The organism is Amycolatopsis heterodermiae (genome assembly GCF_034929455.1).
Lineage (GTDB): Bacteria > Actinomycetota > Actinomycetes > Mycobacteriales > Pseudonocardiaceae > Amycolatopsis > Amycolatopsis heterodermiae.
This window is the reverse complement of the sequence record NZ_JAYFSI010000001.1, coordinates 1,572,594-1,596,197: the sequence shown is the minus strand read 5'-3', so window position 1 is coordinate 1,596,197 and position 23,604 is coordinate 1,572,594. Positions and strand designations below refer to the sequence as shown.

Genomic DNA, 23,604 nt, shown 5'->3' with positions numbered 1-23,604 from the left:
AGGAAAAACACAAGCCAATCCGAGGCTCCTCTGTGCGTCCGAGCACAGCCGGGGGCGCTCACGGGCCGCCGCCGGGTACCGTCTGGCGGCTCGTCGTCACCGAACCGGAACTCCAGGAGGACCAACACATGCCGGACGCCGTGGCCCTCGGCGGCCGACCCGCGCCCGCCGTCACGGAGAAAGGGCTGCGCAGCGGTGCGCTGGGCATGGTGTCGTCGATGGTCATCGGGATGTCGTCGACGGCCCCGGCGTACTCGATCGCGGCGACGCTCGGGCTGATCGTGCTCGCCGGTACCGGTTTCAAGGCGGCCGCGTTCGTCCTGCTTTCGTTCGTCCCGGTGCTGTTCGTCGCCTTCGCGTTCCGGGAGCTGAACAGCGCGGAACCCGACTGTGGCACCAACTTCACGTGGGCGACCCGCGCGTTCGGCGCCCACGCGGGGTGGTTCACCGGCTGGGTCGTCACGGTCGCCCAGCTGCTGGTGATGAGCAGCCAGTCCGCGCTCACCGGCCGGTACACGCTGCTGCTGTTCGGTGCGTCCGACGTCGCGGAGAACCGGTGGGTGACGACGGCGATCGGCGCCGCCTGGCTGCTCGCGTTGTGCTGGCTGTGCCACCGCGGCATCGAGGTGTCCGCGCGGGCGCAGTGGATCCTGCTCGGGGTCGAGCTGGCGGTGCTGGCGCTGTTCTCGGTCGTCGCGCTCGTCCGCGTCTTCGACGGCACCGCGGGACCGCAGGCTTCGGTGCCGCGCCTCGACTGGTTGTGGCCCGGCGGGGTCGGCGTCGGCACCGCGGTCTCGGCGGTGCTCCTGGCCGTCTTCATCTACTGGGGCTGGGAAAGCTCGCTCTCGGTCAACGAGGAGTCGGCCGACCCGCGCCACGCGCCGGGCCGCGCGGCGGTGCTCTCGACGGTGTTGCTGGTGCTGAACTACCTGCTCGTCACGGTCGCGGCGCTCGCCTTCGCGGGTGTCGGCCCCGACGGCGTCGGGCTGGGCAACGAGGCGAACTCCGACGACGTCCTGGCCGGGCTCGGTGGTGCCGTGTTCGGGGACGGGACCACCGGGAAGGTGCTGGGCGTTCTGCTGATCGTCTCGGTGCTGACCAGCGGCGCGGCGACCAGCCAGGCGACGATCATGCCCGCCGCGCGCACGACGTTGTCGATGGCCAGCCACGGCGCGCTGCCGCGGGTGTTCGGCCGCGTGCACCCCCGGTTCCGGACGCCGTCGGTGGCCACCTGGGCGTTCGGGCTGGTGTCGCTCGCGGTGTACGTGCTGCTCGCGCTGGTGAGTGACAACGTGCTCTCGGACAGCGTCGACGCCGTCGGGCTGACCATCGCCATCGAGTACACGATGACCGCCCTCGCGTGTGTCTGGGTGTTCCGCCGGACGCTGTTCGCGAGCGTGCGCAACTTCGTGCTGCGCGGGCTGTTGCCGTTCGCTGGCGGGGTGTTCTTCCTCGCCGTGCTGGTGTTCGCGCTGATCGAGTACGCGCGGCCGGACGCGGGCGAGACCACGGTGTTCGGCGTCGGCGGGGTCGCGGTGATCGGCGTGGTGTCGATCGTGCTGGGGGTGCCGCTGATGTTCGCGGTGCACCGGGCGTGCCGCGAGTTCTTCGCCGGGCGTCGCCTGCCGCGCGGTCTGGTGCCGCGCGGCGGCGACGTGATCGTTACCCGAGATCCCGCCGGCTGAGGTCCTCCTCGGTCTCGCGGCGCACCAAGAGCGTCGCGACGCCGTCCTTGACGCCGACCAGCGGCGGGCGGCCGACCTGGTTGTAGTTCGAGGCCAGCGAGTGGTGGTACGCGCCGGTGCACGGCACGGCCAGCAGGTCACCGGCGTGCAGGTCGCCGGGCAGGAGGATGCCGTCGGCGAGGACGTCACCGGACTCGCAGTGCCGGCCGACGACGGTCATCGGGGTGCGCTTCTCCTTCGAGTGCCGTCCGACGAGCCGTGTGGTGTAGCGCGCGCCGTAGAGGGACGGGCGCGCGTTGTCGCTCATCCCGCCGTCGACCGCGACGAACGTGCGGCTGCCGCGCTTGACCGCGCACACGCGGTAGACCGTGATCCCGGCCGGGCCGACGATCGCCCGGCCCGGCTCGATCGTCAAGCGTGGCAACGGAAAGCCGTGCGCCGCGCACTCGTACCCGAGCGCCACGCGCAGGCGTCGCGAGTAGCCGCCCAGGTCGAACGCGGGCTCGCCGCCGACGTACGGCACCGCGTGCCCGCCGCCGAGGTCGAGCTCCCGCAGCGTGACGCCGTGGACGTCGCGGATCCGGACGAGCACCTCGGCCATCCGCCGCGCGGCCGCCTCGTACCGGTCGACGCGCGAGACCTGCGAGCCGATGTGGCAGTGCAGCCCGGCCAGCCTGAGCCCGGGCTAGTTTCGCACGGCCTTCACGGCCGCGTCGACGTTGTCCGGGACGCCGTCGAGCAGGGAGAAGCCGAACTTCTGGCCCTCGGTGCCGGTGCTGATCGCCGCGTGCGCGCCGGCCGCGACACCCGGCGTCACGCGGATCATCACCTGCTGCGCGCCGTGCGCGAGGGCGCCGAGCTGCTCGATCTCGTCGAGCGAGTCGACGACGATCCGCCGGACGCCGTACTCGAGCGCGGCCTTCAGGTCCTCGGGCGTCTTCGCGTTGCCGTGCAACAGCATCCGTTCCGGCGGAAAGCCGATCCCGCGGGCGACCGCGATCTCACCCGCGGAGCACGTGTCGAGCGACAACCCCTCTTCGGCCACCCAGCGCAGCACGGACCGCGTGCACAGCGCCTTGCTCGCGTACGCGACTTCGACGTCCGGCAGCGCCTGCCGGTACTCACGCGCGGTGTTGCGGACCTGCTGCTCGTCGATGAGGTACGACGGCGTCCCGAAGCGGGCGGCGAGGTGGCTGACCTTCGCGCCGGCGAGGAGCAGCTCGCCGTCCTCGCCGAGTCGGGTGCTTCGCGGCCAGACTCCTGGCTCGAGGTGGTCGGCGGCTTCACAGCCGAGGCTGGGAAGAAGCTCGCTGAGCGTCACGGGTGCCTCCGGGCATCGCGGCGGATCGGACTCCCCCAGGACAACCCTCCGGCGGGCTCCGCAGGCCGGCCGCCGATGCCGTCCTGACGGGTTCCCCGCTCCCGCTGACGTGTTCTTAACGCGCGAGTAACCTCGGCCACACCCCGGCTGACCTGCGAAGAGCTGACTTCGTGCGGCGGTCGCCGTCACATAGGGCATGGTGACTACCGAGATGGACGAGACGGAGTTCGCGGACCTGGCCGAGGCGCACCGGCGTGAGCTGCAGGTGCACTGCTACCGGCTGCTGGGGTCGCTCGACGAGGCCGAGGACCTGGTCCAGGAGACGTTCCTGCGTGCGTGGCGCGCCCGCGAGCAGTACGCCGGGCGGGCGAGCCTGCGGGCGTGGCTCTACAAGATCGCGACCAACACGTGCCTCGACTTCCTCGACCGCGCGCCGCGGGTGGTGCCGTCCGTCGACTTGCCGGTGGCTTCCGGCTCGCACCTGGCGCCCCGGCCCGCGGCGGCGGTGCCGTGGCTGCAGCCCGGCCCGGACGACCTGCTCGACGCGGCGGTCGCGCGCGAGACGGTCGAGCTGGCGTTCCTCGCGGCGGTCCAGTACCTCTCGCCGCGGCAACGCGCGGTGCTGATCCTGCGCGACGTCGTCGGCTGGACGGCGAAGGAGACAGCGACAACGCTGGAGACGACCCCGGCCTCGGTGAACAGCTCGCTTCTGCGGGCGCGGGCGGAGTTGAAGGAGCAGCTGCCGTCGCGGCGCACGGAGTGGCGCGTCGAGTCGAGCGGCGACGAGCGCGCGGTGGTCTCCCGCTACATGGCGGCGATCACGGCGGGCGACGACCAGGCCATCGCGGCGGTCCTGCGCGACGACGTCCGCTGCAGCCACCAGCCGGGCGCCGGCGGCCACGAAGGGCCGGAGCCGACGTGGTACGGCGGCCGCGCGACGGTGCTGGCGGGCTGGGCGCCGGTGCTGCACGGGCCGGACGCGATGGAGCTGCGGATGCGCGAAGTGCGAGCCAACGGCGGCCCCGCCGTAGCGACGTACCTCCGCCACGACGGGGCGTTCCGCGCGTTCGGCCTGAACACGCTGCTCGTCGTGGACGGTTCGGTCGCCGAAGTGACGACGTTCGTCCCGGGCGCGTTCAAGGCGTTCGGACTGCCGGAGGTCCTGCCGGCCTGACACTCAGCGCACGGGCTCGGGAACGGTGTCGAGCTCGTGCACCATCCGCACGGCGAGCGCGAGCGCCTTGGTGTCGCTCAGCTTGGTGTCTTCCATGACGATCTTCTTCACGCGCTCGACGCGCAGGTGGTAGCGACTGGTGGGTTCGATCTGGGCGGTCATGGTGAATCCTGTCCGGTGGGTCGATCGAGCGAGTTGGTTCGATGGGGTTGGGGCGGCGGCTTCAGGTGAAGGTCGATCCGGCCGCGGTCGCGATCCGGCTCAACGGGTTGGGTGCCGCGTTCGTTGCCTCGAAGAGCGCGTGCACGAAGAGTTCCCGGGTTCGTGCACCCATACCCGGGTGAAGTGGCCTCGGCCGCCGTCGGCAGGGCTGCCGCCGCGTGCTCAGCGGGCCTTGTGGTCCTGCGCGCTGCCGCAGACGCAGCCGCGGTCGGTGCCCTGGCCGGCTGCCGTGGCCGCGCAGTAGCGGCGGGCGATCGTGTCGTGGGTGCCGAGGGGGTGCGGGCAGCTCGGGCAGCGCTCGCCTGAGCGGGGTACTTCGGTCTCGTCCGGCGCCGGTGCTGTCACGCCATCACCTTCTTCGTCCGGAGCGGCTCGCCCGCCTCATGCAGGTGCTGCAACACGTAACCGTAGGAGCGGGCCCAGCCGCACTCGGCGTAGGAAATCCCGTACCGGGCGCAGAACTCCCGGACGATCACCTGCGCGTGCTTCAGGTTCGGCCGCGGCATGCTCGGGAACAGGTGGTGCTCGATCTGGTAGTTCAGCCCGCCGAGAGCGAAGTCGACGACCGGCCCACCGCGGACGTTGCGCGAGGTGAGCACCTGCTTGCGCAGGAAGTCCAGCTTGTGCCCGCTCTCGAGCATCTCCATGCCCTTGTGGTTGGGCGCGAACGAGCAGCCCATGTACAGCCCCCACAGGAACTGGTGCACGAGGATGAAGATGATCCCGGTCAGCGGCGAGAGCACGATGAACACGGCGGCGAGGTAGGCCACCAGGTGCGCGATCAGGAGTGCCGACTCCAGTTTGCGCCGGCGGATGTCCTTGTTCAGCACCGCCTTCACGCTCGAAACGTGCAGGTTGAGGCCTTCGAGCAGCAGCAGCGGGAAGAACAGGAACGCCTGGTACTTCGCCATCCAGCGGAGGAACCCGCGCTTGCGCGAGCTCTGCGCCTTGCTGAACGCGAGCGCGGCGATGTCGACGTCCGGGTCCTCGTCCTCGTGGTTCGGGTTGGCGTGGTGGCGCGAATGCGTGCCGACCCACCAGCCGTAGCTGAGGCCGGTCAGTCCACCGTGGACGAACCCGGTCGCTTCGTTCGCCCTGCGGCTGCTGAAGATCTGCTTGTGCCCGGCGTCGTGGCCGATGAACGACAGCTGCGCGAACATCATCGCGAAGAACGCGGCGAGGAACAGCTGCCACCAGGAGTCGCCGAGGTAGGCGAACGCGACCCAGCCGCCACCGAAGGCGGCGAGGTTCAACCCGATCCGCACGATGTAGTAGCGCCGTCGACGCTGGAGGAGTCCGGCGGCCTTGACGAGCCGGGACAGCTCGGCGAAGTCGCTGCCGGTGGACACAGGGGTATCCGGAACTTGGGTGGCACTCATCGGCACAACCGCTCTGGGTAAGTCGTAAAGGCTTGTCCAGCAACGGTTTCCGGCCCCGACAGGGTCCGGGTCCGGTCCGGGAAAAGGGCACTGGGGCCTGGTCGCGGTGGTACCGCGTCCTTAGGCAAGCCTCTCACTCCACCGCCGGATTGGCAATTCCCCGCAGGTTGCCGAGCAGGTGTACAGTCAGCCACATCGGGATTACGGTGACTTACCGCACACCCGTGACCTTCCGGCCGGATCGCTCCGGTTGGAGACAGGAGCCTGTCAGGCCCGAACCCGTCTCGTACCGCAACCGTGCCAGCCGTTCGGCCGGCGAGCAGCCGCCCGCAGTCGCGCAGAGCGACGCCCGGGGCGCCCAGTTGGGTTGCTACAGCGAGGATCGAGCCGAGCAGACCGCTGTCACAGGGTGGTTCGTCGGCGAGTTGTGGTTCGGCGTCACCGCGCTTCCGACCCGTCGACGGGCCACCATGTTCACGAGAGCCCCCAGGACGAGAGCAGGCCGAAGAGCCGTTCCCGTTCGGCCGCCGTCAGCAGCCGGCTGGGGGGCCGGACGTCCGGGCGGCACAGGCCCAGCTGGGCGAGCGCGTCCTTGACGACGCTGACGTTGTTCGCGTTCCCGTTGGCGGCACGGAGTTCTTCGAAGGGCCGGATCCGCTCCCAGACGGCCATCGCCGCCGGATAGTCCCCTGTGGACAGTGAGCGGAACATGTCCAGCGAGATCGACGGGTCGACGTTCACCAGCCCGGACGTGAACCCCGTGGCGCCCACCGCGAAGTAGCCGGGGGCGGAGAGCTCGGCCAGCCCGGCGATCCACACGAACCGCTCGAAGCCGGTGTCCCGCGCGACAGAACCGAACCGCACCGGGTCCGGCACCGCGTACTTGACCCCTATGACGTTGGGCGCCGCGACGCCCAGTGCGTGCAGCTGCTCACCGCCGATGGCGGGGTTGCGCACGTAGAGCACCACGCCGAGTTCCGGCACCGCGGCGGCGATCGAGGCGTGGTAGTCGACCCAGCCGTCGCCGGAGATGTAAGGGTGCACCGGCTGGTGGATCATGACCATGTCCGCGCCGGCGTCCCGCGCGTGCGCCGCGGCCCGCGTCGCCGACGCGACGTCGTGCCCGATCCCGGCGAGCACGCTCGCCCGCCCGGCCACGGCCTCGACGGTGACCTCGAGACACTGCCGGGCCTCGTCCGCGTCGAGCGCGTAGAACTCGCCGGTGTTCCCGTTCGGCGTCACGACCTCGATGCCGCTGGTCACCAGGCGGTCGACCAGCTTCGCGTAGGTCGGGCCGTCGACGGCGCCCTCGGCGTCGAACGGCGTGACGGGGATGGCCACCACCCCGGAAAGCCGCCGCCTCTGCTGCTCGAACGTCATCGGGTCCCTTCCGGATCACGGTCTCCCCGGACGGCCCGACAGGGAGCGAAAGTGCTCGCCAAGGACGTGTCCGATCTGATATATGATGCGACATACAACATTATCACGGGCAAGGAGCAGCCATGCAGGGTCGCAGCGGCTTCCGATTCCGACGAGCGCTGCTGGTGGTGAGCCTCGCCGCCGGCCTCACGGCGTGCGGCGCCCCCGGCGGCGACGGCGGCCAGGCAGCGGCCCCGCAGGCCGTGCCGGACAAGCCGAGCAAACCGGTCGAGCTCAACATCCTCGACATCGCCGGCAACCTGCAGCTCACCAAGCAGATGATCGAGAACTTCAAGGCCGCGCACCCCGAAGTGCTCTCCAAGGTCACCTATTCGACGGCCCCCGCCCCGAGCATGGCGGGCAAGCTCAAGGCCGAGCAGGACGGCGGCGTCGCCCAGACCCACCTGGTCCTCAGCGGCACCGACGGCCTCTCCGCGGGCATAGCGAACGGCACCCTCGCGAAGATCCTCCCGGACTTCGCCGGCCGGTTCCCGAACCTGATGCAGAACTACCTGGAGCCCGCGGCCAAGATGCAGGACCTGGCCAACGGCTACGGCGTCGAGGTCGTCTACTACCCGTCCGGGCCGCTGCTGGAGTTCAACCCGGCCGCGGCCGCGACGCCACCGGCGTCACCGCAGGAGCTGCTCGACTGGGCGAAGGCGCACCCGGACAAGTTCCAGTACGCCCAGCCGTCCAACTCCGGCCCGGGCCGGACCTTCCTGATGGGGCTGCCGTACCTCCTCGGGGACAAGGATCCGAAGGATCCGGACAAGGGCTGGGACAAGACCTGGGCGTTCCTGCAGGAGCTGGGCAAGTACGTGAAGTACTACCCGTCGGGCACCACGGAGGCGATGAAGAACGTCGCCTCCGGCTCGGTCGACATGGTCATGTCGACCACGGGCTGGGACATCAACCCGCGCAAGCTCGGCACGGTGCCGAACACGGTCAAGACCGCGATCATGCAGCCGATGCACTGGGTCACCGACGCCCAGTACGCCCTGATCCCCAAGGGGCTCTCGGGCGACCAGGAGTCGGCGATCCTGCAGCTCGTCGCCTGGATGCTCAAGCCGGACCAGCAGGCCATCGCCTACGACGACGGCTACTTCTACCCCGGCCCGGCGGTCAAGGACGTCACCCTCCAGATGGCGCCGCAGAAGAGCCAGGACACGATCAAGCAGTTCGGCCGCCCGGAGTACGAGCAGTGGATCGCCCAGTACCCCAAGGAGACCTCGCTGCCGGCCGAGCAGCAGGTCAAGGCGTTCGACAAGTGGAACCAGCTGGTCGGCGGCTCGAAGGTCGGCAAGAAGTGACGTTCGAGCAGCTCCGGCTGGACGGTGTCTCGCGCAGCTTCGGCACTGCGAACGCCCTGCGCGGCCTCGACCTCGCCATCACCCGCGGCGAGTTCGTGGCCCTGCTGGGCCCGTCCGGCTGCGGCAAGTCGACGGCCTTGAACTGCCTGGCCGGCCTCCTGCCGCTGACCGGCGGCAGCATCTGGCTCGACGACACCCGCATCGACGGCCGGCCACCGGAGCAGCGCGGGTTCGGGATGGTGTTCCAGAACTACGCGCTGTTCCCGCACCTGTCCGTCCGCGCGAACGTCGGCTTCGGCCTCAAGATGCGCAAGGTCGCCCGCGCCGACGCCCGCCGGCGAGTCGACGAAGCCCTTCGCCTGGTGCAGCTCTCCGAGCACGCGGCGAAGTTCCCCGCCCAGCTGTCCGGCGGCCAGCAGCAGCGCGTCGCCATCGCCCGGGCCGTGGTGCTGGAGCCGGCGGTCGTCCTGATGGACGAGCCGCTGTCCAACCTGGACGCCAAGCTCCGCCTCGAGATGCGGATGGAGATCCGCCGCCTCCACCAGACGCTCGGTCTCACCACGGTCTACGTCACCCACGACCAGGAGGAGGCCCTCTCGCTCGCCGACCGCCTGGTGGTGCTGCGCGAGGGCGCGGTGCAGCAGATCGGCACACCCGAGGAGGTCTACGCCCAGCCGGTGAACAGCTACGTCGCGTCCTTCATGGGCTACCGCAACCTCCTGGACCTCACGGTCACCGGCCCGGCCGCCGGGTCGGTCACCGTGGAAGGCGACGGCATCCGCCTGACCGGCACCAACCGCGACGACCTCACGGACGGCCCGGCGAAGGTCGCCATCCGTCCCGAGGACTTCGTCGTGGGCGAAGGTGCCGAGAACGCCCTCGACGTCACGGTCGAGATCGTCGAGTACCACGGCCGCGAGCTGTCGGTCTCGGCCCGCTTGCCGAACGGGGTGCCGGTCTACTTCCGCACGGACAAGCGTCTCGCCCCCGGCGACCCGGCGAAGATCGGTGTCCCGGCCGAGCGGGTCCTGGTGTTCGCGCCGTGACCGCCGTGACGACCACCCGCCCGGCGTTGCGCCACCGCCTGGCCGAACGGGGCATCGACCGCGCGTTGCTGCTCCTGGTGCCCGGGTTGCTGGTCACCGCCTGCCTGTTCCTGTATCCGTTCCTCTACGGCCTCCAGTTGTCGTTCGCCCCTCGCCAGGGCGGTGTCTTCGCGAACTACGCCAGGTTCTTCGGCGACCCGTACCTGCGCGACACGATCTGGACGACGCTGGGCATCGCGCTGCCCGCGACGTTCGTCAACGTGCTCGCCAGCATCCCGATCGCCTACGTCATGCGCGGCCGGGTGCGCGGCAAGCGCCTCCTGACGACGATCCTGGTCGTCCCGATCACGCTCGGCACGGTGCTCACCGCGCAGGGCCTGCTCATGTACGGCGGCGAAGGGGGCTGGCTGAACAAGGTGCTCACCGCCGTCGGGATCACCGACCAGCCGCTCCCGCTGGTCCACAACTACACGGGTGTCGTGCTGTCGCTGGTCATCACCGGCTTCCCGTTCTCGTTCCTGCTGACGTTGTCCTATCTCTCGGGCATCGACCCCTCCTTGGAGAAGGCCGCCGCGACGCTCGGCGCCAACTGGGTGCAGCGCTTCCGGCGGATCACGCTGCCCCTGCTCGCGCCCGGCCTGGCGATCACCTTCTGCCTTTCGTTCGTGATGGCGTTCTCGGTGTTCCCGTCGGCGCAGCTCGTCGGCGACCCGGCCAACGAGACCCGTGTCATCTCGATCGCGGCCTACCACGCCGCGTTCGAGGAGTACGACTACTCGATGGGCTCGGCCGTCGCGATGATCATGGCGGTGCTCATGCTGATCGTGATCGGCCTGGTCATGGCGTGGCGCGGCACGCTGTACCGCGGAGCGACCGGAGGCAAGGGATGACCGGTTGGGTCACGCGTCCCGGACGTTGGGTCGTCTGGGCCGTCGTCGCGTTCTTCTTCGTCAACCTCGCCGGCGTGGTCCTTTCCGTCGTCGTCGATTCGTTCGGGGTGCAGTGGTTCGGCACCTGGCTCCCGGACGGCTTCACCACCCACTGGTACGCCGACGCCTGGCGCGAGTTCGGCCTCGCGGACGTCCTCCTCACGACGGCGATCGTCGCCCTGGTGGTGATCGCGGTGTCGGTGGCGGTCGGCGTCCCGGCCGCGTACGCACTGGCCCGCCGGACGTTCCCCGGCAAGCGCCTGGTGATGCTCCTGTTCGTGCTGCCGATCCTGATCCCGCCGATCACCTACGGCATCCCGCTGGCCACGGTTCTCTACAAGTTCCACCTGGCCGGCTCGATGACCGGGGTCATCCTGGCGAACCTGGTGCCGTCGGTGCCGTTCGTCGTGCTGACGATGACGCCCTTCATCGAGCAGATCGACCCGAAGATCGAAGCGGCCGCGCGCATGTCGGGCGCGCGCACGCTGTCGGTGTTCACCAGGATCCTCGGGCCGTTGCTGCTGCCGGGCATCCTGGCCGCGTCGATCCTGGTGCTGGTGCGCACCGTCGGCATGTTCGAGCTGACGTTCCTGACGGCAGGCCCGGACTCGACGACCCTCGTCGTGGCCCTCTACAACTCCGTGTTCGCCGCGGGCATCCGCGCCAACCAGTCGGTCGACGCGATGGCCACCATCTACACGGGTTCCATGCTGATCCTCCTCATCGTGGCGTTGCGGTTCGTGAATCCGACGCAGCTGGTGACCCGGATCCGCGAAGATGCTTGAGGTGTTCGAAACCATGAGCAGGGCAGTGGCCTGGGACGGCTTCTTCAACACGAGGGATCTCGGCGGCTTGCCGACCAGGTCCGGGGAGACGACCGCCTACGGCGCCTTCTTCAGATCGGCGGACCCTCGGTTCGTCACGGACTCGGGCTGGGCCCAAGCGCGCGAAGCGGGCGTCCGCACCATCGTCGACCTCCGCAACGAGGACGAGATCCAGCCCGGGGCCGGATCGCGAACAGCGCAGGCAGGTTCGGCGCAGTTCACCGCCCACTCCGCAGGACCGGCCACGCCGACTGGCATCACCCGGCTCGAAGTACCGCTCGACGACATCGACGACGTCGAGTTCTGGCAGCAGCTCAACCGTGACCAGCTCAACGGCACGCCGCTCTATTACCCCCTCTTCCTCCAGCGGAAAGCCGGCCGCTGCGCCGCCGTCGTCAAGGCGATCGCGCACGCCGATCCCGGCGGTGTCCTGTTCCACTGCGGCGCCGGCCGAGACCGGACCGGGCTGATCACGCTCCTGCTGCTCGCGCTGGTCGGCGTCGAACCCCGGGCGATCGCCGCGGACTACGACGTGTCGGCCGAGGCCGTCAAAACGCTGTTCGCCGCGATGGGCACCGACGATCAAGCTCCGATCATCGAGGCCGTCCTCGCGGAGCGAGGCACCACGGCCGAAGAAGCCGTCTTGGCGGTCCTCGATGGTTTCGATGTCGAGCACTATCTGCTCGATGCCGGTGTCTCCCGCGACGAACTCCGCAGCGTTCGCCATCGGCTCCTGGGTTCACACGCTCACTGACTGTCGCTTCCACGTGATCGACTCTACCGCCGTTCTTCGAACATGTGATCGACACGATGAGGTGAAACCGGTCTTGCGCCTCCCCTGGGAGGAGGTGCCAGGCTGAACCGCATGCGCTACTCGATCGGCGAGCTGGCCCGGCGGACGGGGCTGACCGTCAAGGCCGTCCGGTTCTACTCCGATCGCGGTCTCGTGCTGCCGGCCGAGCGCAATTCCGCAGGTCACCGGCTATACGACGGGACTGCGCTCGCGAGGCTCGACCTAATCCGCACGCTCCGCGAACTGGGGCTGGACCTCGCCACGATCCGGCGCGTCGTCGACGGCGAAGCCACCGTCGCCGACGTCGCGGCGAGGCACGTGGAAGCCCTCTCGGCGCAAATCCGGCTGCTGCGACTGCGTCGCGCTGTCCTGACCGTCGTCGCGGAGCGTGGTTCGACACCCGAGGAGACAAGCCTGATGAACCAGTTGGCCCAGCTGTCGGACACCGAGCGTCGCCGGCTCGTCGACGACTTCCTCCGGGATGCCCTCGGCGACCGTCCCGAACTCGCGGGCATCGCGCGCACGTTGACCCCCGAACTGCCGGACCACCCGGAATCCGCGCAGTTCGAGGCCTGGATCGAGCTGGCGGAGCTGACTCAGGACGCGGAGTTCCGCGGCGTCCTGCGGCGGCTCGCGGACGACCACCCCGGCGGCCTCCGCCGCGACCTCACCGCGGAGGTCCGGACGGCCGTCGACGCCGGTGTCGCGCCGGATTCGCCGGAGGCCGCCGAGATCGTCGACGGCCTCGGCCGGGATCCCGGGCGGCTGCGCGCCTGGCTGGCCGCCGCCCGGGATCCGCGTCGTGCGCGCTACCTGGAACTGCTCGCGATCGTCAACGGCTGGGCGGCTCCGGAAAGCCTGGCCCCGACGCTGGATTGGCTGGCCGAAGCGGTTTCCTGATCTCGTCGGCGAGCCACGCGAGAACGTCGTCGACGGGTCTGGCGTCCAATTGGCTCCCATCGCGCAGCCGCACCGAAAGCCCGCCCGACGAAACCTCCCGAGGGCCGATCACGGCCTGGTACGGCGCCAGCCGTCCGTCCCTGATCCGCGCGCCCAGGCTGCCCCGCGACGCGTCGACCACCTCGATGCGCAGGTCGTCGTGCCGAATCCGGTTCGCGTAGGGCAGTTCGGCGTCGGACACGGGGAGCAGGCGGAGCTGCACCGGCGCCAACCAGGCCGGGAACGCGCCGCCGTGGACCTCGATCAGCTGCGCCATCGCCCGCTCGATGCTGCCGATGATGCTGCGGTGGACCATCACCGGCCGGTGTTTCGCGCCGTCCGCGCCGACGTACTCGAGCGCGAACTGCTCCGGCTGGTGGAAGTCGACCTGGACGGTGGACAGGGTCGATTCGCGACCGGCGCTGTCGACGACCTGGACGTCGATCTTCGGTCCGTAGAAGGCTGCTTCGCCCTCTACGGCGTCGTACGCGAGTCCGGCGCGATCGAGGACGGAACGTAAGATATCCGCCGCTCGCAGCCACTTTCCGGCGTCACCGACGTACTTCCCGGAGTCCCCGGCGAGGGAGAGCCGGTAGCGTGCCGGCTGGATGCCGAGAGCGTCGTAAGCCCGCCTGATCAGGGCCAACGCTGCGGCGGCCTCGTCTTCGACCTGGTCGAGGGTGCAGAAGACGTGCGCGTCGTTCAGCTGGATCGCGCGCACCCGGCTCAGGCCGCCGAGCACGCCGGACAGTTCGGCACGGTACATCCCGCCGAGCTCCGCGAGCCGCAGCGGCAGCTCGCGGTAGCTGCGCCCGCGCGAACGGTAGATCAGCGCGTGGTGCGGGCACAGGCTCGGCCGCAGCACGACCTGCTCACCGCCGAGGTCCATGGGCGGGAACATGTCGTCGCGGTAGTGCGACCAGTGCCCGGACAGCTCGTACAGCTCGCGCTTGCCGAGCACGGGCGAATGGACGTGCCGGTAGCCCGCGCGGCGTTCGACGTCGCGGACGTACTCCTCCAGGCTGTGGCGGACGATCGCACCGTCGGGCAGCCAGTACGGCAGGCCGGCGCCGAGCAGTGGATCGGAGCCGAACAGCTCCAGCTCGCGGCCGAGCTTGCGGTGATCGTGCATTGTGGACTCCTCGCGGACGGCGAGGCGGGTGACCACAAGACGAAGCCCGGGGCAACCGCCCCGGGCTGGAAACGTCGTTCAGCGCGCCGGGACACTCTCCGGCGTCGTCGTCATGGCGCGCATCATGGGTCCACGGTAACCAGCGGCGTCCGGCGCCGCGACGGAATTACTCCGTCACCAGCTGGAACGTGTCGTGCCGAGGCTTGCCGGCCGGTCGCAGGACCAGCACGTTGGCGCCCGTCGACGTCTGACGGGTCTCGATGTGCTCGAACGACTTCGGCGTCACGCCCTCCGGGAACAGCTTGCGCCCCTTGCCCAGTACCACCGGGTAGAACCAGAGCCGGTATTCGTCGACGAGGTCGTGGGCGATGAGGGTTTGCAGCAGGTCGCCGCTGCCGTGGACCTGGATCTCGCCGCCCGGCCGGGCTTTCAGCTCGCGGACGAACTCGACGACGTCGCCGTTCACGAACGACACGCCGGACCAGTCCGAACTCGACAGCGTGCGGGACGCGACGTACTTCGGCAGGTCGTTCATGGCGACCCCGATCGCGTTGTCCGGGTCGGTGGCCTTCGGCCAGTACTGGACGAAAATGTCATAGGTCCGGCGCCCGATCAGCAGGGCGCCGGCCTTGGACAGCCACTCCGTGGCGTAAGCGGCCATGTCGTCCTCGTAGAACGGCGTCACCCAGCCGCCCAGGTCGAAGCCGCCCGACGTGTCCTCCTCGACACCGCCGGGGCCCTGGTAGACGCCGTCCAGGGACAGGAACGTCGTGACGATCAGTTCGGCCATGGTGCCTCCTCGAATCAGGGTTCTCGGAAGACCGTCGTACGAGGCAGGCGCCAGATCGACAAACCCGTCCGAGGGATTTTCAGGAGGCCAGGAACAGCTCCAGCTGCTCGACGACGAACGCGTGGTCGTCGGCCTGCGGGAGGCCGGAGACGCCGACCGTGCCGACCGGTCCGACGCCGCGGACCAGCACCGGGAACACGCCGCCGTGGGCCGCGTACCGGTCCGGGTCGAGGCGGGAGTCCTTTTCGAACGTGCCGCCCTTCGCGCGGAACTGGCTGCCGACCAGGAAGGAGCTGTGGCCGTAGCGGTCGACGACACGGCTCTTGCGCTCGATCCAGGCGTCGTTGTCGGCCGACGTCCCGGGCAGCGCGGCGTGGAAGAGGCGCTGGCCGTTGCGTCGGACGGAGATCGTCACCGGCAGGCCGCGGTCCCGCGCGGCGGCCAGCAGCTGGGTGCCGAGGGCGAGCGCGGTCTCGTTGTCGAACTTCGTGAACTGGAGGCGTTCCTCCTGGTCAGCGAGCTGGGCGAGGCGTTCGGCGTCAGTCATGCACCTATTAAATCAACACTGTTGTTTAATGGCCAGTGAACTCGGTCAGGGACAGCACGTTGCCGTCCGGATCGGGGAACCAGGCGATCCGGCCGCCGGGCGTGGTCCAGATTTTGTCGGTGTCCTGTGGCAGGTTGTCGAAGGTCAGGAACTCGACGCCCCGGGCGCGCAGTTCGGCGACGGACGCGTGGATGTCGGCCACCGCCCAGCCGAGCACGGTGAACGGGTGCGGCGTGAACTCCGGCACGGCGGTGACACGCAGCATCGTGCCCCCGCTGCGGAACACACAGGCGAAAGGAGACTGCTCGATGAACTCGAGCCCGGCGACATCCGTGTAGAAGGCACGTGAGCGCTCCAGGTCGGTCGACGGTGCGAAGGCGACCAGATCCGCTGAGTCGAGCATGGCTGCACCTTTCTCTCGGCGGTGAACGTACTCCTCGTCCGCGTCCTCGGCGTGCGTGAAGCTCGCGCCCGAGGAGGTGGGCATGGGCCGGATCCGGCGACGCACGGTGCTCGGCGGTGCGGCCGCGGTGACCGTGGCCGGTGCGCTGCCCGCGGCGTGCGCGGTGCCGGCGTCGCGCACGGGCACCATCGAAGACGTCCGCCACGTCGTGGTGCTGATGCAGGAGAACCGGTCGTTCGACCACTACTACGGGACGATGGCCGGGGTGCGCGGTTTCGGTGACCGCGCGGCCCTGCGGGACGTCTTCCGTCAGCGCGGCGGCGGTGGCGGCGACCCGGTGCTGCCGTTCCGGATCGACACGTCCGTCGTGGACGGTCAGGACCTCGGCGAGCTGCCGCACGACTGGAACAGCACGCACCGCGCGTGGAACGGCGGCGCGTACGACAGCTGGGTCGCGGCGAAGAGCCCGATGACGATGGGGCACTTCGCGCGTGACGACATCCCGTTCCAGCGTGCGCTGGCGAGCGCGTTCACTCTGTGCGATCACTACTTCTGCGCGATTCAAGGGCCCACACAGCCGAACCGGCTGTTCCACTGGACCGGCACGATCGACCCCGACGGGGTCGCGGGCGGTCCGGCCACGCACAACTCGCCGGACTACGAGCCGTCGTTCCGCTGGACGACGTACCCGGAGCGGCTGGAAGCCGCCGGGGTCTCGTGGCGCATCTACGCGAACGACGAGGAGCGTGGCGTACCCGAGCACTTCGTGGGCGACTACGGCGACAACCCGTTGTGGCTGTTCCAGAACTACCATGACGCGTTGTACTCGATGGACCCCGTGAAGCGGCGGCTGGCCGAGCGCGCGAACCTGCGGACGAAGCTGAAACCGGACTCGGGGCGGGGCAAGGACCTCGACCACGTGCTGGCCGAGTTCCTCGCGGACTGCGACGCCGGGACGCTGCCCGCGGTGTCGTGGGTCGTGGCGCCCTACGGCTACTGCGAGCACCCCGCGGCCCGGCCGGTCGACGGTGCCGCCTACGTCCAACGGATGCTGAAAGCGTTGTGGGACAAGCCGGAGCTCTGGGAATCCACGGTCGTGTTCGTCAACTACGACGAAAACGACGGGTTCTTCGACCACGTCGTCCCGCCGACGCCGGCACCCGGGACGCCCGGCGAGTTCCTGCCGGCGAAGCAGCCCTGGAACGGAGTGCCGTCCGGGCCGCCCGTCCCGATCGGGCTGGGGCCGCGGGTGCCGATGACGGTGATCTCGCCCTGGAGCCGTGGTGGCTGGGTGAACTCGCAGGTCTTCGACCACACGTCGGTGCTGCGGTTCCTCGAGACGTGGACGGGCGTGCGGGAGCCGAACATCTCGGCGTGGCGCCGGGCGATCTGCGGCGACCTGACCAGCTGTTTCGACTTCCGGACGCACGAAACGACGATCCCGCTGCTGCCGGACGTCGACGCGTTGCGCGCCGAGGCCGACCGGACGCAGGCGCGGCTGCCGAAGCCGGGCGTACGACCCGGTGCGCTGACGCAGGAGCCAGGCACGGCGAAGGCGCGTCCGCTGCCGTACCAGCCGGTCGCGTGGGTGGCCGTGGAGACGGGTGCGCTCAAGCTGCACCTGGCCAACCACGGCACGCAGGCGCTGCAGCTGGCCGCGTACGCCTACCACGCCGGTGGGACGTCACAACGCTTCGACGTCCCGCCGAACGGTGTCGTCACGGGCGAAGTCGCGTACAGCGGCGGCTACGACGTCGCGATCCACGGTCCGAACGGCTTCCTGGTGGAGGCTTCGGGCGGTGTGGGCCTCGACGCCGCGGTCACGTTCGCGCCGACGCCGTCGCTGCGGGTGACCGTGACCAACCGCGGGCCGGCGCCGGTCGTGCTGAACGGCGTCACGATCCCGCCGGGCGGCGAGCACGACTTCCCGGTGGCGACGTCGAACGGCTGGTACGACGTCACGTTCGAGGTGCCCGGCTGGCGTCGCCGCTTCGCCGGTCACCTGGAGGACGGCCGCCCGTCGCGCACCGGGCCCTAGCTGAGGGCGTCCAGGGCGAAGGCCGCCAGCATCGCGACGCCGTTCGGCATGGCGTCCTCGTCGAAGAGCACGCGGTTCGAGTGGTTCGCCGCCGCCTCCGCCGGGTCGACGCCGGGCGGGCACGCGCCGAGGAACGCGTACGCGCCCTGAACGCGTTGCAGGACGTAGGAAAAGTCCTCGGCGCCCATCAGCGGGTCGGCCATCAGCTCGACGTTCTGCGGGCCCAGCACGGCCTCGCCGATCGTCAGGACTTCGGCGGCGACGCGGTCGTCGTTGACGGTCACCGGGTAGCCCGGCTCGACGTCGGCGACGACGCGGCAGCCGTACGCCGCGCCGACCTGCTCGCAGACCTTCGGCAGCTCGGCGCGGACCAGCGCGCGCGTGTGCTCGGACAGGGCGCGGATCGTGCCCTCGAGCTCGGCGCTCTCCGGGATGATGTTCGTCGTCGTGCCGGCCTGGATCCGCGTGACCGACAGCACGGCCGGGTCGAACACGCTGACCCGGCGCGTGATCATCGTGTGCAGCGCGCCGACCATCGCCGCGGCCGCGGGCACCGGGTCGATCGTGTGCTGCGGCGCCGAACCGTGGCCGCCCTTGCCGACGACGCGCACGTGGAACGAGTCCGCCGACGCCATCTGCGGGCCCGGGCGGACCGACAGGAGGCCGCTGCGCAGGTTGGCGAGGATGTGGATGCCGAACGCGCGCTCGACCCGCGTCCCGGCGGCGTCGAGCACGCCCTCGTGGATCATGAACCGGGCGCCGTGGTGGCCCTCCTCGCCCGGCTGGAACATGAACACGACCGACCCGGCCAGCTTGTCCTTCCGCTCGGCGAGCAGGCGCGCGGCGGAGGCGAGCATCGCGACGTGCGTGTCGTGCCCGCACGCGTGCATCGACTCCTCGTCCTCGGACGCGAAGTCCAAACCGGTCTCCTCGGTGAGCGGCAGCGCGTCCATGTCACCGCGCAGCAGCACCGCCGGGCCGGGCCGGGAGCCGCGCAGGACGGCCGTCAGCGACGTCGTGGACTTGCCCTCCGTGATCTCCAACGGCAGGTCAGCGAGTGCTTCGCGGATCGCCGCCTGGGTGATCGGGAGGTGCAGGCCCTGTTCCGGCCGTCGGTGCACCGCCCGCCGGAGCGCGACGGTGCGGTCCTGCAGCGCCCGCGCGTCGTCGAGGAGGCCGGCGAACGGCGTGCCGGGCAGGGTGGGCAGGTCAGTGGGGCCGGTCATGCTCCCGATAGTGCCCCATCCGGCGCTTCGGGCGCACCGTGCGTGCGCTCGGTCGGGCGGCGGAATACGGTGTGCGCATGGCGGTGGATGAGCCGGTCACGGGCTTCGCGGTAGCCGTGGTCCGGGAGGACGGTCGGTGGCGGTGCAGTGCGCTCGACCCGGGGGCGTTGACAGAGCTGGACGCGGCGATCACTGAACTGGGCAAACTACGTTCCACCGGCGCGGCCTTCGGGCTACTGGCGGTCGACGACGAGTTCTTCGTCCTCGTCCGGCCGAGCCCGCGGGGACCGGCGTTGCTGCTTTCGGACGCGGCGGCGGCACTCGACTACGACATCGCGGCGGACGTCCTCGACGTCCTGCGCGTCGAACCGCCGGACGAGGAGGACGACTCGGTCTGGCCCGAAGGTGATCTCGAGATCCTCGCGGACCTCGGGCTGCCGGCGCCGGAGCTGGAGGTGATCGTCGGCGAGGTCGACCTGTACCCGGACGAGCAGCTGCAGATGATCGCGCAGCGCGTCGGGTTCGGCACCGAGTTCGCCAAGCTCCTGGACGAGCTCTGAGACGCCCGTCCGACACCGAAGCCGTGGAGGCGGCGCTGGAGGCCGCGCACGCCCCCGGCGCGGACGTCCCGATCGGCGCGGTCGTGTTCGGCCCCGACGGGCTCCCCCTTGCCGCGGCGCGCAACGCGCGGACCGAGCTGGGCGACCCGACGGCGCACGCGGAGGTCCTGGCCCTGCGCGCGGCCGCCCAGGTGGTGGGCGACGGCTGGCGGCTCGAGGGCTGCACGCTGGCGGTGACGCTGGAGCCGTGCACGATGTGCGCGGGCGCGCTGGTGCTGGCGCGCATCTCACGGCTGGTGTTCGGCGCGTGGGAGCCCAAGACGGGCGCGGTCGGGTCCCTGTGGGACGTCGTGCGCGACCGGCGGCTGAACCACCGCCCGGAAGTCCACGGCGGGGTGCTCGAGGCGGAGTGCGCGTCCCTGCTGGAGACGTACTTCGCGACGCGTCGCTGAGTCCGTCGGTGGGTACCCCCTCAGGGAGGTCCCCGTCGAAGGAGGAACCGTCGTGACGATGAAGGACAAGGTCCAGCAGGCAGTCGGCGGCGCTCGCGAGAAGCTCGGAGACGTGACCGGCAACCGGCGTCTGAGGGCATCCGGCCGAGCCCAGCGAAGGACCGCCCAGGTCCGCGAAGTGGCCCACGACCTGCGAGACAAGGCGAGCGGCGTGATCCGGGACGTTCAGTCCCGGCGCCGGCCCGAGCGGCCAGCCGACCCCATGTGAGGCAGCGGGAGGCCCTCCGGTATATTTCTCGGCGGTGGCGTGTCCGAGCGGCCGAAGGAGCACGACTCGAAATCGTGTGACGGCTAATCCCCGTCCGTGGGTTCAAATCCCACCGCCACCGCTCTACCGGACCCCCGGTCGGCTCAGCCGGCCGGGGGTTTTGCTGTGCCGCCACCGGGCATCGCGTTCTTGACTTGAAGAGGGCTTGAAGTGTGACCGTGGTCGGGTAACCGATCACGAAGGAGCGCACCATGACTGTTCTCGTCACCGGGGCCACCGGCCACACCGGACGCCATGTCGTCAGCGACCTGGTGGACGCTGGAGTGCGGGTTCGTGTTCTTGTCCGGGATACGGCGAAGGCGCCCGAGGGTGTGGACGTCGTGCGGGGCGACATCACTGATCTTGGCGAAGCTGCCGAGGGAGTCGACGCCGTTTACCTGCTCTGGCCCTTCTTCGATCCAAAGGGGATTGAAGCCGCCGTGGAACCCTTGAAAGGCAAGAAGGTCGTCTATCTCTCCGCGATGAGTGCGGAGCACGGTGGCGTTTGGGGTGACGTCGAAAATGCCGTCCGAAAGGTCACCGACGACTGGACGTTCCTCAGGGTCACCGGCCTCGCCACCAACGCCCTCGGGTGGGCGGAGCAAATCAGGAACGGCGTCGTGCGGGGGCCCTATGGTCAAGCCAAAAGGTCACTCGTGCACGAGCGGGACGTCGCCGATATGGCGGTGAAGGCGCTCACTTCGGACCATGCCAGGCAGACGAATCTCGTCACCGGGCCGGAGGCGATCACCCAGGCTGAACAGGTGAGACTCATCGGGGTCGCGCTGGGAACGCCGGCCGTGTGGGAAGAACAGCCGATCGCGGAAGCGAAAACGGAGCTGAGTCGGCAAATGGGTGCGGAATTCGCGGCCAGTGCACTGGGTTATTGGGCGTCGCTGGTCGAGGAACCGGAGCCCGTGTCGCTGGACGTCGTCCGCGTCACCGGGCATCCTGCGCGGGCCTTCGAGGACTGGGCCCGGGAGCACTTCAGCTGAGGTCGACCGCCGGGGTCGTCAGCGGTTCCAGTTGCGCGGCAAGGGAAGACAGCGAGGCGACCTTCTGCTGGACCGTGCGGACCACCGACGCGCACGCGCCGCTGACCGTGCTCACCACCTCGGCCGATCGGTCGTCCGAGAGGACCGCGGACGCCGCCGGCTGCGCGGCCTCGGCGATCGCGGACACCTCGGTCGCCGTCGAGACGGCCAGGGCGTCCAGCCGGTCGGCGATCAGGAGCCCCAGCGCCGCCGTCGACGCCGCCGCGCGGGCCGCCTCGGCGTACTGACCGTCCACTGTGTCCGCCCAGGTGCCGAACGTCTCCGCGCTGCCGCCGGTTTCCGCGAGGTCGACTCCGGTGCGGAACTCGGCGGCGGCCGTCGTCACCACGACGGAACCCGCGTCGACCGCCGCGGCCGAGGTGCGGATCGCCGAGGGGGCGCAGTCGAGGTGGCGCAGGACGGCGACCGGGTCCGGGGCGCCGATCCGGCCCGCCGCGGCGCGCAAGGAGGCCAGCCGGGCGGCCGTCGAGGTCAGCGCCGGGTGTTCGAACAGTTCGAGCGTCACGGTGCCACCGCGATCCGCCCCCGGAAGCCCGAACTCCTCGTGGTGTCGGCGGCCATCCGGAGCCGGCCGGCCAGGTCGGACGTCGCGTCGCCGAGGACGCGCGCGTCCGCTTCCCGGGCCGCGAGAGCGGACGACCAGCGGGCCGCGAGCTCGCGGGCCTGCGCCGAGATGCCGAACGGCGTCGAGTCGACGCGGGCTTCGGCGAACCGGCCGGCGGCCTTGTCGTCCGCGGCCGCGGCTTGGTCAAGCTGGTCGGCTGCGGTGCGCAACCGGTCGCTGTCGATCCGCGAGCCTCTGCCTTCCGGCATGGGGTGACCTCCGTCGTCAAGGGCGCTCACTCGATCGTGGAAGATCTTGCCTCATGCTCCCGGGCCGCCCGCATCGCGGTGACCTGCGGCATTGAGGCGTTCCACCAAGTGGACGTCTTGACCGCGGGGCGGGACAACGGTGACCATGAACCCATGCCCGCCACCTCGGAAAGCACGCCTATCCGGTGGCACGACCGCGCCTCCAAGCGGTCGGTTGGGGAAGGCACCGTGGAGCTGCTCCTGCGCCGCGGCCGCCTGGGCTCGCCTCCGGCCTGACGCGAGCCCGGCGTCCGAAAACCCCCGAAAACCTTGGAGCACAACCATGTCCGTAGACCTGCCTGCCCGGATTCAGCTACGCGAGGCCGTGACGCCCGCCGACGGCATCGTCGAAGGCCCGCGCGTCCTGCGTCAGACGTCCGAACCGTACGAGCTGTTCACCCTCCGCCCGCTCGGCCGGGTGATCGGCGCCGAGGTCAAAGGCGTCGATCTCAGCGAGCCTGTCACCCTTGAGCTGCGCGAAGAGCTCAACCGTGCGCTGCTCGAGTGGAAGGTGGTCTTCTTCCGCGACCAGCGGATCACGTCCGCGCAGCAGCGCGCCTTCGCCGCGAACTGGGGTGAGCTGGAGACCAACCCGTTCATCGCGCGGGGCGACGACGAGCACGTCACGCGCTTCGAGCGCACGGCTGCCATGCCCGGCTACGAGAACATCTGGCACACCGACGTCACCTGGCGGCCCAACCCGGCGCTCGGCTCGGTGCTGCGGCTGATCGAGGTGCCGCCGGTCGGCGGCGACACGATGTGGGCCGACATGGCCGCCGCCTACGACAACCTGCCCGAAGACGTCCGCGCCCGCATCGACGGGCTCACCGCGGTGCACGACTACCTCCCCGGCTTCGACCGGTTCGCCGATCCGGCGCTGCTCGCGCAGTGGCAGGAGCGGTTCCCGCCGGTCGAGCACCCGGTGGTCCGCACGCACCCGGAGACCGGGCGGCGCACCCTGTTCGTCAACCAGGCGTTCACGACGCACGTCGTCGGACTGGAACGCGCCGAGAGCGACCGGCTGCTGCGGTACCTGTTCCTGCAGGCGCACACGCCCGAGTTCCAGGTGCGGTTCAGCTGGCGGCCGGACTCGGTGGCGTTCTGGGACAACCGCGCGACGCAGCACTACGCGGTGAACGACTACCACCCGCACGTCCGGATCGCGGAGCGCGTCGCCATCGCGGGCGACCGGCCGTTCTGA

At 70.2% G+C, this 23,604-nt stretch carries 25 protein-coding genes, 1 tRNA gene and 1 pseudogene; 15 read left to right on the top strand and 12 right to left on the bottom strand.

The window, feature by feature from the left end:
- Positions 1–128: 128 nt before the first annotated feature.
- Complete coding sequence (locus tag VA596_RS07815) at positions 129–1,685, top strand: APC family permease (RefSeq protein ID WP_323324639.1); 1,557 nt, start codon at positions 129–131, stop codon at positions 1,683–1,685.
- Here VA596_RS07815 and lysA read toward each other — a convergent pair.
- Positions 1,663–3,006, bottom strand: a pseudogene (gene lysA, locus VA596_RS07810) (diaminopimelate decarboxylase). The gene VA596_RS07815 and the pseudogene lysA sit on opposite strands and share 23 nt — an antisense overlap.
- A 211-nt stretch (positions 3,007–3,217) precedes the next feature.
- Between lysA and VA596_RS07805 the strand changes: the two are divergent.
- Positions 3,218–4,180: an RNA polymerase subunit sigma-70 gene (locus VA596_RS07805; protein ID WP_323324638.1), complete on the top strand. Its 963-nt coding sequence runs from the start codon at positions 3,218–3,220 to the stop codon at positions 4,178–4,180.
- A 3-nt stretch (positions 4,181–4,183) separates the two neighbouring features.
- Here the strand turns inward: VA596_RS07805 and VA596_RS07800 are convergent, their stop codons facing one another.
- From VA596_RS07800 to VA596_RS07785, 4 genes are all read right to left on the bottom strand, one after another.
- A complete protein-coding gene (locus VA596_RS07800; protein WP_323324637.1) occupies positions 4,184–4,342 on the bottom strand; it encodes a DUF6307 family protein in 159 nt (52 codons plus the stop codon).
- A gap of 222 nt (positions 4,343–4,564) precedes the next feature.
- Positions 4,565–4,747, bottom strand: a complete 183-nt coding sequence (locus VA596_RS07795) for an RGCVC family protein (RefSeq protein ID WP_323324636.1) — start codon at positions 4,745–4,747, stop codon at positions 4,565–4,567.
- The gene (locus tag VA596_RS07790) at positions 4,744–5,781 is read right to left on the bottom strand and encodes a fatty acid desaturase family protein (protein WP_323324635.1); all 1,038 of its coding nucleotides are present in this window, start codon (positions 5,779–5,781) and stop codon (positions 4,744–4,746) included. The genes VA596_RS07795 and VA596_RS07790 overlap by 4 nt, the downstream gene beginning before the upstream one ends.
- Before the next feature lie 474 nt (positions 5,782–6,255).
- Positions 6,256–7,161, bottom strand: coding sequence for a dihydrodipicolinate synthase family protein (locus VA596_RS07785; protein WP_323324634.1), 906 nt, complete (start codon positions 7,159–7,161; stop codon positions 6,256–6,258).
- Between the two features lie 122 nt (positions 7,162–7,283).
- Here VA596_RS07785 and VA596_RS07780 point away from each other — a divergent pair, with 122 nt between their 5' ends.
- From VA596_RS07780 to VA596_RS07755, 6 genes are all read left to right on the top strand, one after another.
- On the top strand, positions 7,284–8,510 hold the full coding sequence (locus VA596_RS07780) for an extracellular solute-binding protein (RefSeq protein WP_323324633.1): 1,227 nt from the start codon (positions 7,284–7,286) through the stop codon (positions 8,508–8,510).
- Positions 8,507–9,556 (top strand): ABC transporter ATP-binding protein, encoded by a 1,050-nt coding sequence (locus tag VA596_RS07775; protein ID WP_323324632.1) that lies wholly within the window; start codon positions 8,507–8,509, stop codon positions 9,554–9,556. The genes VA596_RS07780 and VA596_RS07775 overlap by 4 nt, the downstream gene beginning before the upstream one ends.
- A complete protein-coding gene (locus VA596_RS07770; RefSeq protein WP_323324631.1) occupies positions 9,553–10,446 on the top strand; it encodes an ABC transporter permease in 894 nt (297 codons plus the stop codon). Before VA596_RS07775 ends, VA596_RS07770 begins: the two co-directional genes overlap by 4 nt.
- Entirely contained in the window at positions 10,443–11,270 is an 828-nt protein-coding gene (locus VA596_RS07765) for an ABC transporter permease (protein WP_323324630.1), read from the top strand. Before VA596_RS07770 ends, VA596_RS07765 begins: the two co-directional genes overlap by 4 nt.
- A 1-nt stretch (position 11,271) precedes the next feature.
- Positions 11,272–12,063: a tyrosine-protein phosphatase gene (locus tag VA596_RS07760; protein ID WP_323324629.1), complete on the top strand. Its 792-nt coding sequence runs from the start codon at positions 11,272–11,274 to the stop codon at positions 12,061–12,063.
- Between the two features lie 111 nt (positions 12,064–12,174).
- Positions 12,175–13,002, top strand: coding sequence for a MerR family transcriptional regulator (locus VA596_RS07755; RefSeq protein WP_323324628.1), 828 nt, complete (start codon positions 12,175–12,177; stop codon positions 13,000–13,002).
- Here the strand turns inward: VA596_RS07755 and thrS are convergent.
- From thrS to VA596_RS07735, 4 genes are all read right to left on the bottom strand, one after another.
- Positions 12,935–14,173 (bottom strand): threonine--tRNA ligase, encoded by a 1,239-nt coding sequence (gene thrS, locus VA596_RS07750; RefSeq protein ID WP_410171848.1) that lies wholly within the window; start codon positions 14,171–14,173, stop codon positions 12,935–12,937. The genes VA596_RS07755 and thrS overlap by 68 nt on opposite strands.
- A 166-nt stretch (positions 14,174–14,339) precedes the next feature.
- Positions 14,340–14,963 (bottom strand): dihydrofolate reductase family protein, encoded by a 624-nt coding sequence (locus tag VA596_RS07745; protein WP_323324626.1) that lies wholly within the window; start codon positions 14,961–14,963, stop codon positions 14,340–14,342.
- A 79-nt stretch (positions 14,964–15,042) separates the two neighbouring features.
- Positions 15,043–15,510 (bottom strand): heme-degrading domain-containing protein, encoded by a 468-nt coding sequence (locus tag VA596_RS07740; protein ID WP_323324625.1) that lies wholly within the window; start codon positions 15,508–15,510, stop codon positions 15,043–15,045.
- A 25-nt stretch (positions 15,511–15,535) separates the two neighbouring features.
- Positions 15,536–15,997 (bottom strand): VOC family protein, encoded by a 462-nt coding sequence (locus tag VA596_RS07735; protein ID WP_323324624.1) that lies wholly within the window; start codon positions 15,995–15,997, stop codon positions 15,536–15,538.
- Here VA596_RS07735 and VA596_RS07730 point away from each other — a divergent pair.
- Positions 15,996–17,951 (top strand): phosphocholine-specific phospholipase C, encoded by a 1,956-nt coding sequence (locus VA596_RS07730; protein WP_323324623.1) that lies wholly within the window; start codon positions 15,996–15,998, stop codon positions 17,949–17,951. The two genes, VA596_RS07735 and VA596_RS07730, sit on opposite strands and share 2 nt — an antisense overlap.
- Here VA596_RS07730 and VA596_RS07725 read toward each other — a convergent pair.
- Positions 17,948–19,177, bottom strand: coding sequence for a M20 metallopeptidase family protein (locus VA596_RS07725; protein WP_323324622.1), 1,230 nt, complete (start codon positions 19,175–19,177; stop codon positions 17,948–17,950). The two genes, VA596_RS07730 and VA596_RS07725, sit on opposite strands and share 4 nt — an antisense overlap.
- 77 nt (positions 19,178–19,254) lie before the next feature.
- Here VA596_RS07725 and VA596_RS07720 point away from each other — a divergent pair, with 77 nt between their 5' ends.
- The 5 genes from VA596_RS07720 to VA596_RS07700 all read left to right on the top strand — a co-directional run bounded on the left by VA596_RS07720 (position 19,255) and on the right by VA596_RS07700 (position 21,491).
- Positions 19,255–19,737 carry a tRNA adenosine deaminase-associated protein gene (locus tag VA596_RS07720; protein ID WP_323324621.1) on the top strand — a complete coding sequence of 161 codons (483 nt, stop codon included), beginning with the start codon at positions 19,255–19,257 and terminating at the stop codon, positions 19,735–19,737.
- Between the two features lie 23 nt (positions 19,738–19,760).
- Positions 19,761–20,189, top strand: a complete 429-nt coding sequence (locus tag VA596_RS07715; protein WP_323324620.1) for a nucleoside deaminase — start codon at positions 19,761–19,763, stop codon at positions 20,187–20,189.
- A 58-nt stretch (positions 20,190–20,247) separates the two neighbouring features.
- The gene (locus tag VA596_RS07710) at positions 20,248–20,457 is read left to right on the top strand and encodes a CsbD family protein (protein WP_323325705.1); all 210 of its coding nucleotides are present in this window, start codon (positions 20,248–20,250) and stop codon (positions 20,455–20,457) included.
- A gap of 33 nt (positions 20,458–20,490) precedes the next feature.
- Positions 20,491–20,578: transfer RNA gene (locus VA596_RS07705), tRNA-Ser, on the top strand.
- A 130-nt stretch (positions 20,579–20,708) separates the two neighbouring features.
- A complete protein-coding gene (locus tag VA596_RS07700; protein ID WP_323324619.1) occupies positions 20,709–21,491 on the top strand; it encodes an SDR family oxidoreductase in 783 nt (260 codons plus the stop codon).
- Here VA596_RS07700 and VA596_RS07695 read toward each other — a convergent pair.
- Together VA596_RS07695 and VA596_RS07690 are read right to left on the bottom strand one after the other, a co-directional pair.
- The gene (locus VA596_RS07695; RefSeq protein WP_323324618.1) at positions 21,484–22,056 is read right to left on the bottom strand and encodes a hypothetical protein; all 573 of its coding nucleotides are present in this window, start codon (positions 22,054–22,056) and stop codon (positions 21,484–21,486) included. The two genes, VA596_RS07700 and VA596_RS07695, sit on opposite strands and share 8 nt — an antisense overlap.
- Positions 22,053–22,364, bottom strand: coding sequence for a hypothetical protein (locus VA596_RS07690; RefSeq protein WP_323324617.1), 312 nt, complete (start codon positions 22,362–22,364; stop codon positions 22,053–22,055). The genes VA596_RS07695 and VA596_RS07690 overlap by 4 nt, the downstream gene beginning before the upstream one ends.
- Before the next feature lie 322 nt (positions 22,365–22,686).
- On the opposite strand from VA596_RS07690, the gene VA596_RS07685 reads away from it, so the two are divergent.
- Positions 22,687–23,604, top strand: coding sequence for a TauD/TfdA dioxygenase family protein (locus VA596_RS07685; RefSeq protein ID WP_323324616.1), 918 nt, complete (start codon positions 22,687–22,689; stop codon positions 23,602–23,604).

Bases quoted from the DNA above. Each gene is read 5' to 3' on its own strand.
- VA596_RS07720 (WP_323324621.1), top strand. From the start codon at position 19,255: ATGGCGGTGGATGAGCCGGTCACGGGCTTCGCGGTAGCCGTGGTCCGG.
- VA596_RS07780 (WP_323324633.1), top strand. From the start codon at position 7,284: ATGCAGGGTCGCAGCGGCTTCCGATTCCGACGAGCGCTGCTGGTGGTG.
- VA596_RS07765 (WP_323324630.1), top strand. From the start codon at position 10,443: ATGACCGGTTGGGTCACGCGTCCCGGACGTTGGGTCGTCTGGGCCGTC.
- VA596_RS07745 (WP_323324626.1), bottom strand. From the start codon at position 14,963: ATGGCCGAACTGATCGTCACGACGTTCCTGTCCCTGGACGGCGTCTAC.
- VA596_RS07785 (WP_323324634.1), bottom strand. From the start codon at position 7,161: ATGACGTTCGAGCAGCAGAGGCGGCGGCTTTCCGGGGTGGTGGCCATC.
- VA596_RS07815 (WP_323324639.1), top strand. From the start codon at position 129: ATGCCGGACGCCGTGGCCCTCGGCGGCCGACCCGCGCCCGCCGTCACG.
- VA596_RS07710 (WP_323325705.1), top strand. From the start codon at position 20,248: ATGAAGGACAAGGTCCAGCAGGCAGTCGGCGGCGCTCGCGAGAAGCTC.
- VA596_RS07685 (WP_323324616.1), top strand. From the start codon at position 22,687: ATGTCCGTAGACCTGCCTGCCCGGATTCAGCTACGCGAGGCCGTGACG.
- VA596_RS07755 (WP_323324628.1), top strand. From the start codon at position 12,175: ATGCGCTACTCGATCGGCGAGCTGGCCCGGCGGACGGGGCTGACCGTC.
- VA596_RS07725 (WP_323324622.1), bottom strand. From the start codon at position 19,177: ATGACCGGCCCCACTGACCTGCCCACCCTGCCCGGCACGCCGTTCGCC.
- VA596_RS07805 (WP_323324638.1), top strand. From the start codon at position 3,218: ATGGACGAGACGGAGTTCGCGGACCTGGCCGAGGCGCACCGGCGTGAG.
- VA596_RS07690 (WP_323324617.1), bottom strand. From the start codon at position 22,364: ATGCCGGAAGGCAGAGGCTCGCGGATCGACAGCGACCGGTTGCGCACC.
- VA596_RS07800 (WP_323324637.1), bottom strand. From the start codon at position 4,342: ATGACCGCCCAGATCGAACCCACCAGTCGCTACCACCTGCGCGTCGAG.
- VA596_RS07700 (WP_323324619.1), top strand. From the start codon at position 20,709: ATGACTGTTCTCGTCACCGGGGCCACCGGCCACACCGGACGCCATGTC.
- VA596_RS07740 (WP_323324625.1), bottom strand. From the start codon at position 15,510: ATGACTGACGCCGAACGCCTCGCCCAGCTCGCTGACCAGGAGGAACGC.
- VA596_RS07735 (WP_323324624.1), bottom strand. From the start codon at position 15,997: ATGCCCACCTCCTCGGGCGCGAGCTTCACGCACGCCGAGGACGCGGAC.
- VA596_RS07730 (WP_323324623.1), top strand. From the start codon at position 15,996: ATGGGCCGGATCCGGCGACGCACGGTGCTCGGCGGTGCGGCCGCGGTG.
- thrS (WP_410171848.1), bottom strand. From the start codon at position 14,173: ATGCACGATCACCGCAAGCTCGGCCGCGAGCTGGAGCTGTTCGGCTCC.
- VA596_RS07790 (WP_323324635.1), bottom strand. From the start codon at position 5,781: ATGAGTGCCACCCAAGTTCCGGATACCCCTGTGTCCACCGGCAGCGAC.